At 37.6% G+C, this 17118-nt stretch carries 13 protein-coding genes; all 13 read left to right on the top strand.

Annotated features, from left to right (window positions below; translation table 11 throughout):
• Nucleotides 1–7: 7 nt before the first annotated feature.
• The 13 genes from gap to ACQ2HF_RS14160 all read left to right on the top strand — a co-directional run bounded on the left by gap (nt 8) and on the right by ACQ2HF_RS14160 (nt 17117).
• The gene (gap, locus tag ACQ2HF_RS14220; RefSeq protein ID WP_432411084.1) at nt 8–1003 is read left to right on the top strand and encodes a type I glyceraldehyde-3-phosphate dehydrogenase; all 996 of its coding nucleotides are present in this window, start codon (nt 8–10) and stop codon (nt 1001–1003) included.
• A gap of 1 nt (nt 1004) precedes the next feature.
• Nucleotides 1005–1883: an N-acetylglucosamine kinase gene (locus ACQ2HF_RS14215; RefSeq protein ID WP_432411083.1), complete on the top strand. Its 879-nt coding sequence runs from the start codon at nt 1005–1007 to the stop codon at nt 1881–1883.
• Between the two features lie 113 nt (nt 1884–1996).
• Nucleotides 1997–3535 (top strand): glucose-6-phosphate isomerase, encoded by a 1539-nt coding sequence (gene pgi, locus ACQ2HF_RS14210; RefSeq protein WP_432411082.1) that lies wholly within the window; start codon nt 1997–1999, stop codon nt 3533–3535.
• 106 nt (nt 3536–3641) lie between these two features.
• A complete protein-coding gene (locus tag ACQ2HF_RS14205) occupies nt 3642–6107 on the top strand; it encodes a S8 family serine peptidase (protein WP_432411081.1) in 2466 nt (821 codons plus the stop codon).
• A 137-nt stretch (nt 6108–6244) separates the two neighbouring features.
• A complete protein-coding gene (locus ACQ2HF_RS14200; RefSeq protein ID WP_432411080.1) occupies nt 6245–6619 on the top strand; it encodes a hypothetical protein in 375 nt (124 codons plus the stop codon).
• 675 nt (nt 6620–7294) lie between these two features.
• Nucleotides 7295–7918, top strand: coding sequence for a hypothetical protein (locus ACQ2HF_RS14195; RefSeq protein ID WP_432411079.1), 624 nt, complete (start codon nt 7295–7297; stop codon nt 7916–7918).
• A complete protein-coding gene (locus ACQ2HF_RS14190; RefSeq protein WP_432411078.1) occupies nt 7919–8755 on the top strand; it encodes a sensor histidine kinase in 837 nt (278 codons plus the stop codon).
• Nucleotides 8756–8771: 16 nt separating this feature from the next.
• The gene (locus tag ACQ2HF_RS14185; RefSeq protein WP_432411077.1) at nt 8772–9437 is read left to right on the top strand and encodes a response regulator transcription factor; all 666 of its coding nucleotides are present in this window, start codon (nt 8772–8774) and stop codon (nt 9435–9437) included.
• 146 nt (nt 9438–9583) lie between these two features.
• Nucleotides 9584–11128 (top strand): YifB family Mg chelatase-like AAA ATPase, encoded by a 1545-nt coding sequence (locus tag ACQ2HF_RS14180; RefSeq protein WP_432411076.1) that lies wholly within the window; start codon nt 9584–9586, stop codon nt 11126–11128.
• A 266-nt stretch (nt 11129–11394) separates the two neighbouring features.
• Complete coding sequence (locus ACQ2HF_RS14175; protein ID WP_432411075.1) at nt 11395–12021, top strand: hypothetical protein; 627 nt, start codon at nt 11395–11397, stop codon at nt 12019–12021.
• A gap of 2 nt (nt 12022–12023) precedes the next feature.
• The gene (locus tag ACQ2HF_RS14170) at nt 12024–12518 is read left to right on the top strand and encodes a hypothetical protein (protein ID WP_432411074.1); all 495 of its coding nucleotides are present in this window, start codon (nt 12024–12026) and stop codon (nt 12516–12518) included.
• A 307-nt stretch (nt 12519–12825) separates the two neighbouring features.
• Nucleotides 12826–15699 (top strand): M16 family metallopeptidase, encoded by a 2874-nt coding sequence (locus tag ACQ2HF_RS14165; protein WP_432411073.1) that lies wholly within the window; start codon nt 12826–12828, stop codon nt 15697–15699.
• A 284-nt stretch (nt 15700–15983) separates the two neighbouring features.
• A complete protein-coding gene (locus tag ACQ2HF_RS14160; RefSeq protein WP_432411072.1) occupies nt 15984–17117 on the top strand; it encodes a DUF2891 domain-containing protein in 1134 nt (377 codons plus the stop codon).
• The last annotated feature ends 1 nt before the right edge of the window (nt 17118 follow it).

Here is a 17118-nt window from a genome sequence, read left to right as displayed (position 1 = left end):
AAAATATATGATTAAAATAGGAATAAATGGTTTTGGAAGAATAGGAAGAATCGCTTTTAGAATCGCTTCGCAAAGAGAAGATCTTGAGGTAGTTGCAATAAACGATTTGCTGGATGTAGACCATTTAGCCTATTTGCTAGAGTTCGATTCGGTACACGGGAAGTTTCCTGGGGTGATTTCAGTAAAAAACGGAAACCTGATCGTAAACGGAAAAACTATCCGTGTAACTGCTGAAAAAGATCCGGCAAACTTAGCTTGGGATAAAGTGGGTGCTACCATGGTAATGGACTGCACAGGAATTTTTAAAGAACTAGACAAAGCGGAAGCGCATTTAAAAGCAGGGGCTAAAAAAGTAGTGATATCTGCGCCTTCTAAAACAGTACCTATGTTTGTGATGGGGGTAAACCATACAGAGGTTAAAGCAAGTGATGTTATAATTTCTAACGCTTCCTGTACTACAAATTGTTTGGCGCCCTTAGCCAAAATTATTGACGACGAGTTAGGAATTATTGAGGGATTAATGACTACAGTACATTCAGTAACTGCTACACAAAGCACGGTAGACCAACCCTCACGAAAAAACTATAGATTGGGGCGTAGTGCTTTGGCCAATATAATTCCAACCACAACAGGGGCAGCCGTTGCGGTGACTAAAGTAATTCCTGCTTTAGAAGGTAAACTTACGGGAATGGCGTTTCGGGTACCTACACTAGATGTTTCGGTGGTAGACCTAACTGTTCGTACCAAAAAATCGGCTAGTTATGAGGAGGTAAAAAAGCTCTTCAAAAAAGCTTCAGAAGGAGCCTATAAAGGGATTGTTAGTTATACTGAAAAATCTGTGGTTTCACAGGACTTTGTAAGCGATCCGCATACCTGTAATTTTGATGCAGAAGCTGGAATCGCCTTAAATGATACTTTTTTTAAACTCATTGCTTGGTATGATAATGAGTATGCGTATTCAGCAAAACTAGTGGAACTCACCGTCTACACAGCAAACTTGTAATATGATTTTATTCACAGACGGAGGCTCTACAAAATGTGATTGGGTACTTATAAATTCTGAAGGAAAAAAAATACTACAAACGCAAACACCTGGGCTAAATCCAACCGTAGTGCCTAAAGAAGAATTAGAAAATCGCATCGTATACAACCCGCAGTTGCGTGAAGTAATGATGAAGGTTACTCAAGTAGATTTTTATGGTGCTGGCTGTAGTACAGAAACACCAAAAAATATTTTAAAGCAAGTTTTGGAACTTTTGTTTGAAAATGCTCAGGTGACCGTTCGGGAAGATTTAGCTGCCGCTGTGTATGCCACAACTACTGCGCCAGGGATTGTATGTATTTTAGGTACGGGCTCCAACAGTTGCTATTTTGATGGTGCAACTATCCATACACCCATCCCTGCATTGGGGTACAGTTTAATGGATGAAGCGAGTGGTAATTACTTTGGAAAAAAGTTATTGCGGGACTATTTCTATGGAAACATGCCAAAGCACCTAGCTCAAAAGTTTGAAAACAGCTATACCTTAGATGCAGATGACATTAAGATACATCTATATCAAAAATCAAATCCAAATGCCTATTTAGCTTCTTTTGCTCAATTTATGTTTGCGGAAGAAAGTACCGAAGCCTATTTTAAATCGGTTATTGAAGAAGGGATTGAAAATTTTACACAAAGTAGAATCCTAACGTTTACCGAAGCCAATGACGTTCCTATTCATTTTATAGGAAGCATTGCCCATTTCAGTAAAAGTAGTATTGAAAGCTGTTTTGCTAGACATAGCTTACAATTAGGAAACATTGTGCAACGTCCTATGGATGGATTGGTCACCTATTACCAAAACAAATTGTTGCTTTCTCGGCGTGAAAAAGGCAGAAGCTAAGGAGTTGTAGGTTAAAAAATCTTTAAAACGTAACTAGCGTATTTCTAATTTCAATTTTCTATTTTCGTAATCACTAACTATACACAACAAACCATACACCTCACATGTCTTCAATGCCTAAAATAAATCCAACAACTACTAAAGCCTGGAAGGCATTACAGGCGCATTTTGAAGAAACAAAAAATCTACATATAAAAGATTTTTTTGCTGAAGATGGCAACAGAGGAAAAGATTTTAGCATTTCCTGGAAGGATTTTTTTGTAGATGTTTCAAAAAACAGAATTACACCCAAAACTCGCGAGTTGTTGCTTCAGTTGGCTGAAGAGGTTCAATTAGAAAAAGCTATCAAAGCTCAGTTTTCGGGTCAGAAAATTAATGAGACTGAAGAGAGAGCTGTACTTCATACGGCATTACGGGATTTCAGTAATATGAAACCAGAGGTAGCTGCGTCTCTTCAGAAAATGAAGGACTTTTCAGAAAAAATAAACAATGGTGTCTATAAAGGTGCTACGGGGAAGGCTATAGATACTATTGTAAATATTGGTATTGGTGGGAGCCATTTGGGACCAGAAATGGTCTATGAAGCGCTGGCACATTATAGGAAGGGGGTACAACTTTGTTTTATATCGAATATAGATGGTGATGCGGTACAAGCTACTTTAGATGCAATAGACCCAGAAAGTACTTTGTTTGTAGTGGTTTCTAAAAGTTTTACCACCAAAGAAACACTTGCAAATGCACAATTTGTAAAAAACTGGTTTATTTCAAAACTTTCTAAGAAAGCTATTACAACACATTTTTTAGCAGTTTCGGCCAATGCTACTAACGTAACTGCCTTCGGGATTTCAGAAGAAAAAACTTTTCCTATGTGGGATTGGGTAGGCGGTAGGTTCTCATTATGGAGTGCAGCAGGGTTTTCGGTGTGTTGTGCTATTGGCTATGAAAATTTCGAAGATTTATTGAAAGGGGCACACCAAATGGATGTGCATTTTGCCACGGCACCTTTTTCTGAAAATATCCCGGTGGCATTGGGGCTTATCTCGGTATGGTATACTAATTTTTATACTTGCGAAACAGAAGCGGTGATCCCTTATTGTGAAGCATTGCATAAACTAATTCCTTACTTACAACAATCCGTTATGGAAAGTAATGGCAAAGGGATAGATAGAAACGGTGAAGCCGTAAACTATCAAACAGGAGGGATTGTATGGGGTGCTACGGGTACGAATGCACAGCATGCTTTTTTTCAATTATTACATCAAGGCACTAAAATAATCCCAACCGATTTTATTTGTTTTACAAATTCGTTACGTTCCAACCTAGAATTACATGAGATGTTGCTTGCCAATTGTCTGGCACAAACGGAGGCTTTGGCTACAGGAAAACCCTATAGTGCAAAAGAGCCTTATAGCAGCTTTACAGGTAACAAACCAACAACAACTATTTTTATACAGGAATTAACTCCTAAAAATTTAGGGAGCTTACTGGCTATGTATGAACATAAAATTTACGTACAAGGAGTGGTTTGGAATATCTTCAGTTATGACCAGTGGGGGGTTCAGTTGGGCAAGGAAGTGGCAACTGCTATTTTGGAAAATGTGGCACTTCTTAATGGAGAACATGCAATAGAATACCTAGAAAAAAGAAAATAAATTCTTTTAAGGCCCAAATAGTTCATAAAAACACAAACTTTTGTTTTCTATATTAGGATTTCTTTAATATTATTGCAATTCAACATGTTTAATAAAAAAAAGTACTATGAAAAAGAACAACTTTTTGTCATTTCTTTTTCTGTTTTTTGTAGCCTTTGGGTTTGCACAAACAGATTCTGAACGACGTGAAATCACGAACAAATCTAATCTTACCACGCTAGCACAACTAGAATTACAATATGCGATTCAATTTGCAGCCGAAAAAGCGGAAGCATTAGCATTGGCAAGTATAAATGGATGGGAAGAATTCATTGAAATAGAAAATGGAGGTCAGGCAGAACTGGTTGGTGTATTTTCATCTGGAGAGCCTATCTATTATGCTACTGAAAATCCAGAAGGAGCTATTACCACACGTACCGATAAAGTACATACCGGAGGTGGTGCTGGTCTAGATCTTAATGGAGAAGGTATGGTTGCCGGAGTTTGGGATGGTGGTCGCGTACGCGAAACACACGAACTTATTGGAGGACGTGCTACCCAAGTTGATGGAACAACAACTATTAGTAGTCACTCCACTCACGTTGCCGGTACTATGATTGGGACTGGAACTGTTAATTCTGGTAATGCTAAAGGAATGGCACCTTTGGCTACTTTAGAGGCATACAGTTTTAATAATGATGAAGCAGAGATGGCCGCAGCTGCAGCTACTGGATTACTAGTCTCTAATCATTCTTACGGTATCCCTGCAGATGGCGTACCGCTATGGTATTTAGGGTACTATGATACCAATGCAAGAGATATGGATAATATCGCATACAATGCACCGTTTTATTTACCAGTATGTTCTGCAGGAAATGATCGCCAATCTGGTGCAAATACAAGTGATGGTGGCTATGACTATTTAACCGACAAGAGTGTAGCAAAAAACACAATTATTTGTGCTGCTACAAATGAAGTGCTAAACTATACAGGACCTTCTAGTGTTGTAATGTCTAGTTTTAGTAGCTGGGGACCAACAGATGACGGAAGAGTAAAACCAGATATTTCTGCTAAGGGTGTAAATATGCTTTCCTCTGTAGGAACGTCAAACACAGCGTACTCTAACTTTAGTGGTACTTCTATGGCAACTCCAAACACTTCTGGAAGTCTTATTTTATTACAACAACATTATAACGATATTAACGGAAACTTTATGCTAAGCTCTACTTTAAGAGGATTAGCATTGCATACTGTTGATGAAGCTGGAAGTAACCCAGGTCCAGATTACCGTTTTGGTTGGGGTCTATTGAATACAGAAAGAGCTGCAGAAGTAATCTCAAATAATGGGAAGACTTCTGAAATGAGAGAGATTGTGCTAGCACAAGGACAAACTTACACGTTAGAAGTAAATTCGGACAACATAAATGATTTTGTAGCATCAATTACTTGGACAGATCCTGCGGGAACCGTGCCTCCACAAGGTGTAGAAGATGCATTTATTCCTTCACTTGTAAACGATTTAGATTTACGTGTTACCGAAGTGGGTGGAGCAGGAACTGTGCACATGCCTTGGAAATTGAATCCAGCTAACTTTACTGCTGCTGCTACAACTGGTGACAATATTGTAGATAATATTGAAAAGATAGAAGTAGGTGGTGCCAGTGGTAAATATTTAATTGAAGTAACCCATAAGGGAACACTTACCAATGCTGCACAAACATTTTCATTAATTGTTACTGGAATTGTAAACGACTTTTCATTTTCTACTACTGAAAATGACCAAGAAATATGTAACGATGTAGCAACAGGAAGTTATGCTGTAGATGTAGATTTCATAGATACCTTTACTGAAACTGTAACTTTTACTGTTTCAGATGTTCCTACAGGAGCTGTTGGAATTGTTTCTCCAGCTACGTTAAATGACGATGGTCAAATTACTCTTAACCTTACTGGATTAAATAATGTTACGCCAGGGGAGTACTTTATGGAAATTACTGGAAATTCTATTTCGGCCACAAATTCAATTACATTGGCTTTAACTATTATAGAGTCAGATTTAGCAACTGTTGTACTTACAACACCTGCAGATACTGCGGTAGAAATAAATACCGACCTAACTTTTATTTGGGAAGAACTTACTTCAGATGCTGTTGAATATGATTTTGAATTAGCTACAGATGCTGCCTTTGCAGACATTGTTGTTTCTGAAACTACTTTTGTGCCTACGGTTACGGTAACCGATCTGGATGAAGATACTGAGTATTTCTGGAGAGTACGTGGAACCAATATTTGTGACGAAGGTGACTTCTCAGACGTTTTTAGCTTTACTACAACTGAAACGCTTGGCATAAATGAAAACGCTATTGAAGGTTTGGTAGTATATCCTAACCCAACTTCAAACGTATTAAATATTACAGCTGCAAAACAAATGTCATCTATAGAGATAGTAAATGTTCTTGGACAGACCTTGTTAAGTAAAAAAGTAGGTGCAACACAAATACAAATAGACCTTTCTACATTAGCTGCAGGAAACTATTTTGTACGTGTACAAGCCGAAAACGCTACCACAGTACTACAAATAGTGAAGAAATAAGCTAACCAATTTATTTTAACCGAAAAACCTTCGCCCAAAGCGGAGGTTTTTCTATTTTTAGATTCCAGGAATTAGGGAACTATAAATTATACTATATATCTAATTACCTAATTAAACAATTAACTAAAACCAAAAAAATGAGTGTACAAGACAAAAAAATTAGTTTAGCAACTGCAAAACAATGGACGCAGGAATGGCGCTCTGTAGAGAGTAGTTACAATAGTCACAATGAAGTTAATGCCTTTCTAATTCCAATACAGGATTTACAAGGCGTATTGGCAGAGATGGGTGATAATCCGGCAGATGATGCCTGCGTACGTGCTTATTTGGCCGTAAATCCAAGTACCAATGAGGAGAAATTAGTAATTGTAGGAACTCAGAAAGATAAGACTGGGGTATACAGAGATTTGCTTCCAGAAAATGCCGAAAATGCAGAGGGCAATGTAAACAGTGTTTGGGATTTTACGAAGGCTTGTCCTCCTATGTGTGACGACAGAAGTTCTTTAAATTAATTATAGGATGTCTGAGATTCCTATTTATTTAGGTGATATACAGGTTTTATTGTCCATAATACTATTTGTAGTATTTTTTATAGGCTTTTCCAAATACGGAAAAGCTTATAAAATTTTCACCTTGTATTTAGGGTTTATTGCCATAATCCAATTGATAACCTTTTATTATGCACTGTATAAGTGGAACAATATTTTCTTTTTTCATTTTTATTTTGTGGGGCAATTTGTTTTTATGTCATTGTTTTATTATGAGTTGCTAAAAAATAAGCTTCTCTGTATTATTCTTGGAATTGGGCTTGTAGCAATTGGTATTCAATTCGCAATCCAACCCAATATCTTTTTCGAATACCATACCTATGGGGTAAGTATTACACAAAGTATAATAGTTTTATACGCTATAACATATTATTATAGATCGTTGTCTGTTGCTAACCCTTTTATGCTTATAAACACAGGAGTACTGTTGTATTTTATGACAAGTATTTTATTTTTTGCTTCCGGAAATTTATTATTACATCTAGATATTCCAAATGAAACTAAAAGGTACATAGGACTCGTTAACCAATTTCTCTACTTTGTTTTTCAAATTCTGATTTTTGTGGAATGGTACCGTAACTATCGTGTCACAACCAAAAAAATTCCAGGGTAACTAGTTTGGCCTCTAATTTTAAATGAATGGAAATACTTGCAGTTTTTAATAATTGCCTTTCAATAGGAGCGATACTTTTAGCTATATTATACGGTATAGGCTTCACTAAGTTTGATAAAACGTATAAAATATTTACGTTGTATCTCATTTTTATTGCTGTTATTCAGATTCTATTATTTGTATACGCCTATAAAAAAGTAAACAACCTTTTTTTGTTTACCTATTATTTTATCGGACAGTTTTTATTTGTGTCCCTTTTTTACTTTTATCTTTTGAAGAAAAAATGGATGTGGATACTCACAGCAATCGTGATGATGGGTTTAATTGTTCAATACATCCTAAGTCCATCCAGTTTTATAAACTACAATAGTATAGGGGTAAGCGTTACGCAGAGTATAATAGTTTTTTATGCGCTCTTGTATTACTACAAATCCTTGTCCGGAAAAGCAGATTTCTTATATGTTAATGCTGGTATTCTGTTATATTTTATGACAAGTATCTTATATTTTGCATCCGGGAATTTACTAATGAATTTAAACCTACCCAAAGACACACAAAATTATATAGGGTTGTCTAATGACATATTTTACTTACTATTCCTAATTTTAATGTTTATAGAATGGTATCGTAAGTATCGTGTAAAAAAATAGATGATGAACGTTCTTCAAATTAGTAACTTCGCTGCGATGCAAAGCAACTCTAACCAAGAAATTCAAATAATCCCTATCCTCCTCATAGGGATTACATTATTGGTGATAATGAGTACTGCTATTATTCTGTTTTTCTATTTTTCCCGTAAAAAAATTGTAAAAACAGAGCTGGAACAAGCACAGCAGCAAATTGCCCATCAAAAAGAGCTGTTACAAACTACCTTGATGACTCAAGAAACAGAGCGCAAACGTATTGCTCAGGACTTACATGACGATATTAGTAGCAAACTAAATATAGTTTCTCTAAATGCTAGCTTAGTAAGAGAAGAGACTATAACCGTGAAAGAAGCCAATATGTTGGGAGGTAAGATTGTAGAAATAACCACCACAGTTCTGGAAAGCTCCCGTCGCATTGCCCATGACCTTTTGCCACCATCTTTGGATAAATTTGGGTTAGTAGCGGCTTTGGAAGAGCTTTGTGACCAAGTTGAATCTTCCAGGAAATTTACCGTACATGCTACATTTCAGTACAAAGAACAAACACTCCCAAATGACCATGAGTTACACTTTTTTAGAATTGTGCAAGAACTCATAAACAATACCATAAAATACGCAGACGCAAAAACAATAACGCTCTCCTTGAAGTCTACACAAAACACCGTACATTTACACTACCAAGATGATGGAAATGGTTTTGAGCTAGCCGAGGGCAAAAAGGCCAAGGGCTTAGGAATAAGTGGTATTGAAAATCGCGCTGCTATTGTAGATGCTACAACAACATTCCAATCTCAACCCCATAAAGGAATGTCCCTGGACTTGGTAAAGCAACTAAACTAACCAAAAACCAATTATTTTGATCATAAAAGTTGTCTTAGCAGATGATGAAGAATTATTTCGTGCCGGAATCGCACTTATCCTCTCACGCGACCCAGAAATTGAAATCGTTCACCAGGCCGAAAATGGCCAACAACTATTAGACTATCTAAAAGACCAAAATACGCTGCCAGACATTGTCGTTACCGATATTAAAATGCCCGAGCTTAATGGGGTAGAGGTAACCAAACTGCTCCATAAATTATATCCGGAAATTGGTGTGATAGCCCTTACAACCTATAACACAAAACCTTTTATCCGAAATATGATTAACGTTGGAGCGAGTGCTTACTTGGTGAAGAATTCGGCGCCTTCACATATGCTGCATACCGTAAAACAAGTATTTCATAATGGTTTTTATTATGACAAGTTCGTCATGGAAATCCTCAACAAACAAAACCTTACGAACGATGATACCAAATCTGTCTATGATGCCGATTTCCTAACCGAGCGAGAAACCGAAATACTAACGCTTATTTGCAAGCAATACATCACCTCCGAAATTGCCGACCAATTGTTTATTAGTCCACGTACTGTGGAAGTACACCGAAAGAATATTTTAGTAAAAACAGGGGTAAAAAATATTGCAGGCTTGGTAATATTTGCTCTTCAGAATGGGTTGGTAACTCCTTTTGAGGTAGAATAAACTCTTTTACATATAACAGCAATATCCTATTAAAATTCCAAGGGATGAACCATACGTCTTATACCTGGAATTTTAAATAAAACCGGGTCAATCCTTTTTTGTATCTTCACCCTACTACAACTCCCTTTCATTTTAATTTTACAACAATGCTCACAAAAGTATATGGGAGTGCTGTGTTTGGTGTGGAAGCAACCATCATCATAGTAGAAGTGAACACAGATATAGGCGTTGGGTACCATTTGGTTGGGCTGCCAGACAACGCCATTAAAGAAAGCAACTATAGAATTGCCGCGGCACTTCAAAATAACGGCTACAAAATTCCAGGTAAAAAAATCACACTTAATATGGCTCCGGCCGATATGCGAAAGGAAGGCTCTGCCTACGATCTTACGTTGGCGATGGGCATTTTAGTTTCTACGGGGCAGATTCAAGAACAGCAGCCACTTTCAGACTATATAATTATGGGCGAACTTTCTCTGGACGGTTCCCTGCAGCCTATTCGTGGTGCGTTGCCCATTGCTATAAATGCAAAAGAGCAAGGATTTAAGGGCTTTATTCTTCCCGAACAAAATGCTAAAGAATCCGCCATCGTAGAAGGTCTTGAAGTATACGGCGTTACCAATATAAAACAAGTGATCGATTTTTTTAATGCTGAAATTCCACTGGAAACTACCCAGGTAGACATGGAAGCCGAATTCTACGAACACCTCCAAAATCCGGAATTCGATTTTAGCGATGTAAAAGGACAGGAAAGTATTAAACGCTGTATGGAAATTGCCGCTGCTGGTGGTCATAACATTATTTTGATTGGCCCGCCAGGAAGTGGAAAAACCATGCTCGCCAAACGTTTGCCAAGTATTTTACCACCGCTAAGCTTATCGGAAGCCTTGGAAACTACAAAAATCCACAGTGTAGCAGGAAGAACAAAAGATAGAAGTGGTGGTATTATGACGGCGCGCCCTTTTAGAAGTCCTCACCACACAATTTCGGATGTCGCGCTTGTGGGAGGCGGCCAATACCCACAACCCGGCGAAATTTCTTTAGCGCATAACGGCGTTCTATTTCTTGACGAACTCCCGGAATTTAAACGAGGTGTGCTGGAAGTCATGCGACAACCCCTGGAAGATAGGAATGTTACCATTTCCCGCGCCAGATTTACCGTTACCTACCCAAGTAGTTTTATGCTGGTAGCGAGTATGAACCCAAGTCCGAGTGGTTATTTTAATGATCCTGACGCCCCTATGACCTCCTCTCCAGCCGAAATGCAACGCTATCTAGGCAAAGTTTCAGGTCCGTTGCTGGATAGGATAGACATTCATATAGAAGTGACGCCTGTGCCTTTTGACAAATTAAGCGAAGACCGAAAAGGCGAATCCAGTATCATTATAAGAGAACGTGTAACCAAAGCACGAAAAAGACAAACCGATCGCTTTACGGAATTTGAAAACATACATTACAACGCACAAATGGGTGTGCGGCAAATTAGGAAGTACTGCAAACTGGAAGATGCCTCGCTTCAGTTGTTAAAAACAGCGATGGAACGCTTAAATCTTTCGGCCAGAGCCTACGACCGTATCCTAAAAGTGTCCAGAACCATAGCCGATCTGGATGCTGCGGAAGATATCACAGGGAATCATATTTCAGAAGCGATACAATACCGCTCTCTCGATCGTGATGGATGGTTTGGATAAAAGGCTCCTGAGTGTTCCGCTTTTTTGCGGAATGTATCGAAGGAGATAGGGATGGTTGGTTTGGGTGAAGTTTTAAATGCGTTTCCCTTTTTTCCGGCTTTCAATTCTCTTCAATTTTACGGTCGAAAAATCCTATCTATGAATTCATATAGATGAATCAAATTATAGGAATATATGAAATCATACATTCTGATTATCAGGCTTGTAGATGAGTATTATAAAGCATAGTTTTAACATAATAAACTTTAACTTCTAAATACAAAACAATGAAAAAAAACAAATTAGTAAGGGTCTTAACCTTATTTGCATTGAGTTGCTGTCTTTTAATTTTCTCAGTTATGTTAGTTCACAATTCAAATGAAAATTTTGAAAATAGTACGGCCTATTTGGTTGAGAAAAGGTTAGCTCCTCAAATTATGATGGAAACCCAAGATGTTAATGACCTGGATTCAAACTTGAATATACTAATAAAAGACAAAGTACTAGTATATATGTGCAATGGCTGTAAAACAGATAAAATGGTTATGGTACCAGAAGCATCAGTAAAGATAGCAGATTGGGAAAAACTTGTTCTTGGTAAAGATGGTGTTCCAAATTGGATAAAAGGGATTGGTGCTATTCCTTATGCTAAAAATGTAGATTGTAAAAATTTACCCAATTTATACAATGAAACTATGTATGCTGCCAATATGTATCGTAATTACTCACGTGCTTTAAAAAATGGTGCTACACTGGTAATGGTTTCAAAATCTGGTTCTAAATCGTTTAAACCTGGTAGCAAAGAGCATACTCTAGCTGAGAAACAAATCTATAAGAATATGAATCTTAGTTATACAACTACCTCAGAAATAATAGAAAGAATGAAGAAGTTTAACTGTATAAAAAGTAAATAAACATGAAAAAATATAACATTTTATTGATGGTGATTTTATTACTGGGTGCAATTCAACTAAGTAACGCTCAAGTTGGAGAAGTCGTAGATTTTGGCGACTCAGGGATTGAAGTCGTAGTAGAACAAAAAGGTGAAGGCATGAAAACAGGTTGGGTTTATTGGTTTCCGTTTGACGAATGGGGAAAATTTCCACCCATGGTATTAGTTCCTCCAATATTTAATCCGCCTTGGAATGGAGGAGGAGGGGGAGCAAGACCTAATGAACCAGATTGTCAATGGTTAACAAATGAAATTATAGACCTTACAGTATACATAGAGTCCTTTGAAAACACCTTACAGGATTGGGACAGAAACGGCTTTGCTACAGATCCTCAGGGTAATACTTTCCCTAAAGGTTCTACGGGATACAACAATCTAGTAAAGCAGAAACAAGAAAAAGTTAACGATTGGAAAAAGCAAAGAGAAAATGCTTCCGATGCAATTAACGATGGTTGCTAAAGATGATCTTGCCTAATAAGCACTTTTATTTTTAAAGAGAATTAAATATATTAGACTAGTTAAACCAGTTCGCAAAACTTTGGTACTATCAAAGCAAAGCTAACTGGTTTTTTGTTTTATACTATAGTCTTCTTCATTCAACTCCCTAATATTTATAGACGAAGACCCAACCCCTTCCTGTATTCAAACCACGATTAAAACGCGGCCATTTTTTTAGGTTTCTACTCAAAATGTATTTAACACTTCTTTAACAGTAACCTTTTTCGTTGATTGTATCTTTGGTTTTCTAATAAATATAATCAACAAAATGACTTTTAACTACCTTTACAAAGGCTCATTCGCCTTGCTTTTTGCAATGAGTTTTAGCTTTATTTCCTGTGATAAAAAAGCAGATGAAACCGCACAAACTGAAGACACCAATTTTTCAATAGAGTTTGAAAAATACGAACTTGAAAATGGTCTGGATGTAATCTTACATCAGGATAAAAGTGATCCTATCGTTTCGGTTGCCATACAATATGGCGTAGGATCTAATCGTGAAAAATCAGGTCGTACAGGTTTTGCCCACTTGTTTGAGCATATGTTGTTTCAAGAGTCTGAAAACGTACCACAGGATCAATTCTTCAAAAAAATTCAGGATGCCGGTGGAACCCTAAACGGAGGTACCTGGAAAGATGGCACTGTATATTACGAAATTGTTCCGGCAAATGCCCTAGAAAAAATATTATGGTTGGAGAGTGACCGTATGGGCTTCTTCATTAATACAGTAACAGCTTCTGCATTTGCAAATCAGCAAGAAGTAGTACAAAATGAAAAGCGTCAGCGTGTAGACAACAATCCTTACGGACATACCAATTGGGTGCTAGACAAAAATATGTACCCAGCAGATCACCCATACAACTGGCAGGTAATTGGTGAGTTGGAAGACTTACAAAGTGCTACTGTAGAAGATGTACGTGAATTTTACGATCGTTTTTACGGGCCCAACAATGCTACCTTAGTATTGGCTGGAGATTTTGAAAAAGAGGATGCTAAAAAATTAATTGAAAAATATTTCGGTGAAATTAAGAAGCGTCAAGACGTAGCAAAATTGGAGCCACGTCCTGTGACTATTTCTGAAACAAAGCGTTTATACCACGAAGATAATTTTGCTACAGCGCCCCAATTAAATATGGTTTGGCCAACAACGTATCAATATACAGAAGATGCGTATGCATTGGATTTTTTAGCTGAAATTTTATCGCAAGGAAAAAAAGCGCCACTTTATAAAGTATTGGTTAAAGACAAGAAAGTAACCTCACGAACGACTGCCTATAACAATTCACAAGAATTGGCGGGAGAATTTCATATTATCATCACCGCAAATGACGGGGTAGATCTGGACGAAGTGGAAGCAGGAATTACTGAAGCAATGCAACTTTTTGAAACCGAAGGTGCTACAGATAAAGATGTAGAACGTATTAAAGCCGGTCTGGAAACAGGTTTTTATAATGGAATAAGCAGCGTTTTAAGCAAGTCGTTTCAATTAGCCAGCTACAATACCTTTACAGGAGATCCGGCATTTATTGAGAAGGATATTGAAAATATTAAAAAGGTAACGAAGGAAGACGTAATGGCTGTGTATAACAAATACATAAAAGGAAAGCCATATATAATGACCAGCTTTGTTCCTAAAGGTAAAATGGAATTGATTGCTGAAAATTCTCAAAAAGCCGAAATTGTAGAAGAAGAAATTAAAGAAAACGTTACCAAAACGGTAGAAGATGCAACAACAGAAATTGCTAAAACACCTTCAAATTTTGACAGAAGTATAGAGCCAATTGCGGGTGAAATTCCAGGGTTGAACATTCCAACAAGCTGGAATGCCGACCTTTCTAACGGAATGGAAGTATACGGGATTACACAAAATGAAATTCCAACAGTAAACTTTAGCCTTGTCATGGAAGGAGGACATTTATTGGACGATATGAATAAGAACGGTGTTGCCAACTTGATGACAGATATCATGATGGAAGGGACCGCCAATAAAACACCAGAAGAATTGGAAGAAGCTATCGAGTTGTTGGGAGCTAATATCAGTATGTATACTACCAATGAATCTATTGTAATTCGAGGAAATACACTGACAAGAAATTTTGAAAAAACAATGGACCTGGTGAGAGAAATTTTACTACAACCACGATGGGACGAAGAGGAATTTGCACGTATTAAAACGGCTACTGTAAACGGAATAAAACGCAACGAGGCAAATCCTAATGTAGTAGCAAGAAACGTGTATAACAAAGTGTTGTACGGAGATGATCATATTTTTAGCTACCCTACCAGTGGTACCGAGGAATCTGTAAACGCCATCACGATGGAAGATTTAAAAGCATTCTACAACAAGAACTTCTCGCCGTCAGTAAGTCGTTTTCATATTGTTGGGAAAATTGATAAAAGTAAAACGCTTTCAGCTTTAAAAGATCTTGAGAATGGTTGGGAGGCTAAAGAAGTTACCATCCCAGAATTTCCAATCGCTGTAAACCGAGATAAGGCAAGTTTGTATTTTGTGGATATTCCTAATGCCAAGCAATCTGTTATCAACATAGGGTACATCGCCTTACCAAGAACCGATAAAGATTTTTACCCGGCCGAAGTGATGAACTACAAGCTAGGAGGCTCTTTTAGTGGAAATGTAAACCTTGTATTGCGTGAAGAAAAAGGGTATACCTACGGAGCTAGTACAGGCTTTAGTGGAAGTAAAATTCCAGGAACCTTTACGGCTTCTTCAAGTGTAAGAACAAACACTACGGGAGAATCTGTACAAATCTTTAAAGATCAAATCGCAAAATACAAAGATGGTATTGCTGAAGAAGACTTAGAATTTACTAAAAATGCGATGATCAAGTCTAACGCGCGCCGTTTTGAAACACAATTCTCATTATTGGGAATGTTACAGGAAATGAGTAGTTACGACTTAAACCCTAACTATATTGAAAACGAGGAAGCTACCGTAAAAAGTATGACGTTGGAGCAACACAAAGCGTTGGCCAATAAATATTTAGATGAATCTAAGATGGCATATTTGGTAGTTGGAGATGCAGCAACGCAATTCAATCAGTTTAAGAAAATGGGCTTTGACGAAGTGAAATTGCTAGACAAGAATGCCAAAGAGGTGAAGTTGGAAGACGTAAAGCAATAAGTCGTTTCAATTTTGATGGTTGCCACAATAGACATCACAGAAGCAGGTAATCCTGCATAGCGTTAAAATAACAAGTAGAAAAGGGATACCAAATTGGTGTCCCTTTTTTCATGAGTCATGTCGACGATAGGAGACATCACACAAGTAGCTAATCCCAATACTTATTGAAACTCAATTTTTTAAATATACTTGATAAGCTATTAGTTAGCAATCAATTCTATAGAGTGCTATTTTCATCCAAATTCAATACCTTTAAATCTGAAAAACTAATCCCACACAACATCTTGAAAAAAGTATATTATCTCCTGGCACTTATTGTAGTAATTATAAGTTGTTCCGAAACCAAAGAAAATAAAGAAGGTATACTGATGGAAGCTGAAGCAACTTCAGCAATACAACAATTTCCAATCCCTGTTTTCACTATAGCCGAAGCCAATAAACTTATAGAGCTACCACTACACTGCGTCACTACAGAATATCCAAACAAACTAGGACAAACTATTGGAAGCGATACCGATTTACAAGCACCGCGAGTGTTGCATCCTACGTTTTACGGCTGTTTCGATTGGCACAGCGCCGTACACGGCTATTGGTCTATGGTTGCGTTGCTGAAAGAATTTCCTGAAATGGATAGGGCCAATGAGGTGCGTACCATTTTAATGGAAAATATCACCAAAGAAAAAATTGAACACGAAGTTGTTTATTTTCAGCAAAAACTGAATACTTCGTACGAGCGTACTTACGGCTGGGCATGGCTTTTAAAATTAGCAGAAGCCCTGCATACCTGGGAAGACCCAATGGCCAAAGAACTGGAAGCCAACCTACAACCTTTAACAAACCTTATTGCCGAAAGATATATTGAATTCCTCCCCAAACTAGTCTATCCTATTAGAGTAGGAGAGCACACCAACACGGCATTCGGACTCACATTCGCTTATGATTATGCTGAAACTGTACAACACACAGCTTTAAAAACAGCGATAGAAAATAGAGCTAAAGATTTCTACACCAAGGATGCCGATTGCCCCTTACATTGGGAACCCAGCGGCTACGATTTTTTATCGCCCTGTTTAGAGGAAATCGATATTATGAGAAGAATACTTTCCGAAACAGAATTCAAAAATTGGCTGGCCCATTTTATGCCTAGGATGGAAAAGAAAGATTTTAGACTAGAACCAGGGAAAGTAAGCGATAGAACAGATGGTAAACTCGTGCATCTGGACGGTCTCAACTTTAGCCGTGCATGGGTGCTGTACGGACTTGCTAATCAGTATCCAGAGTTTGCACATTTGAATAACGTAGCAAATGAACACGTAGCCTATTCTTATCCTAATCTAGTAGGAGATACCTACGAAGGTGGGCATTGGCTGGGGAGTTTTGCTATTTATGCGCTTATTCAATTAGATTCAAAAAAATAAT

Source organism: Rasiella sp. SM2506 (assembly GCF_050859505.1).
Classification (GTDB): domain Bacteria; phylum Bacteroidota; class Bacteroidia; order Flavobacteriales; family Flavobacteriaceae; genus Marinirhabdus.
The sequence above is the reverse complement of the archived record's forward strand: the minus strand, read 5'-3'. Positions and strand labels throughout refer to the sequence as shown.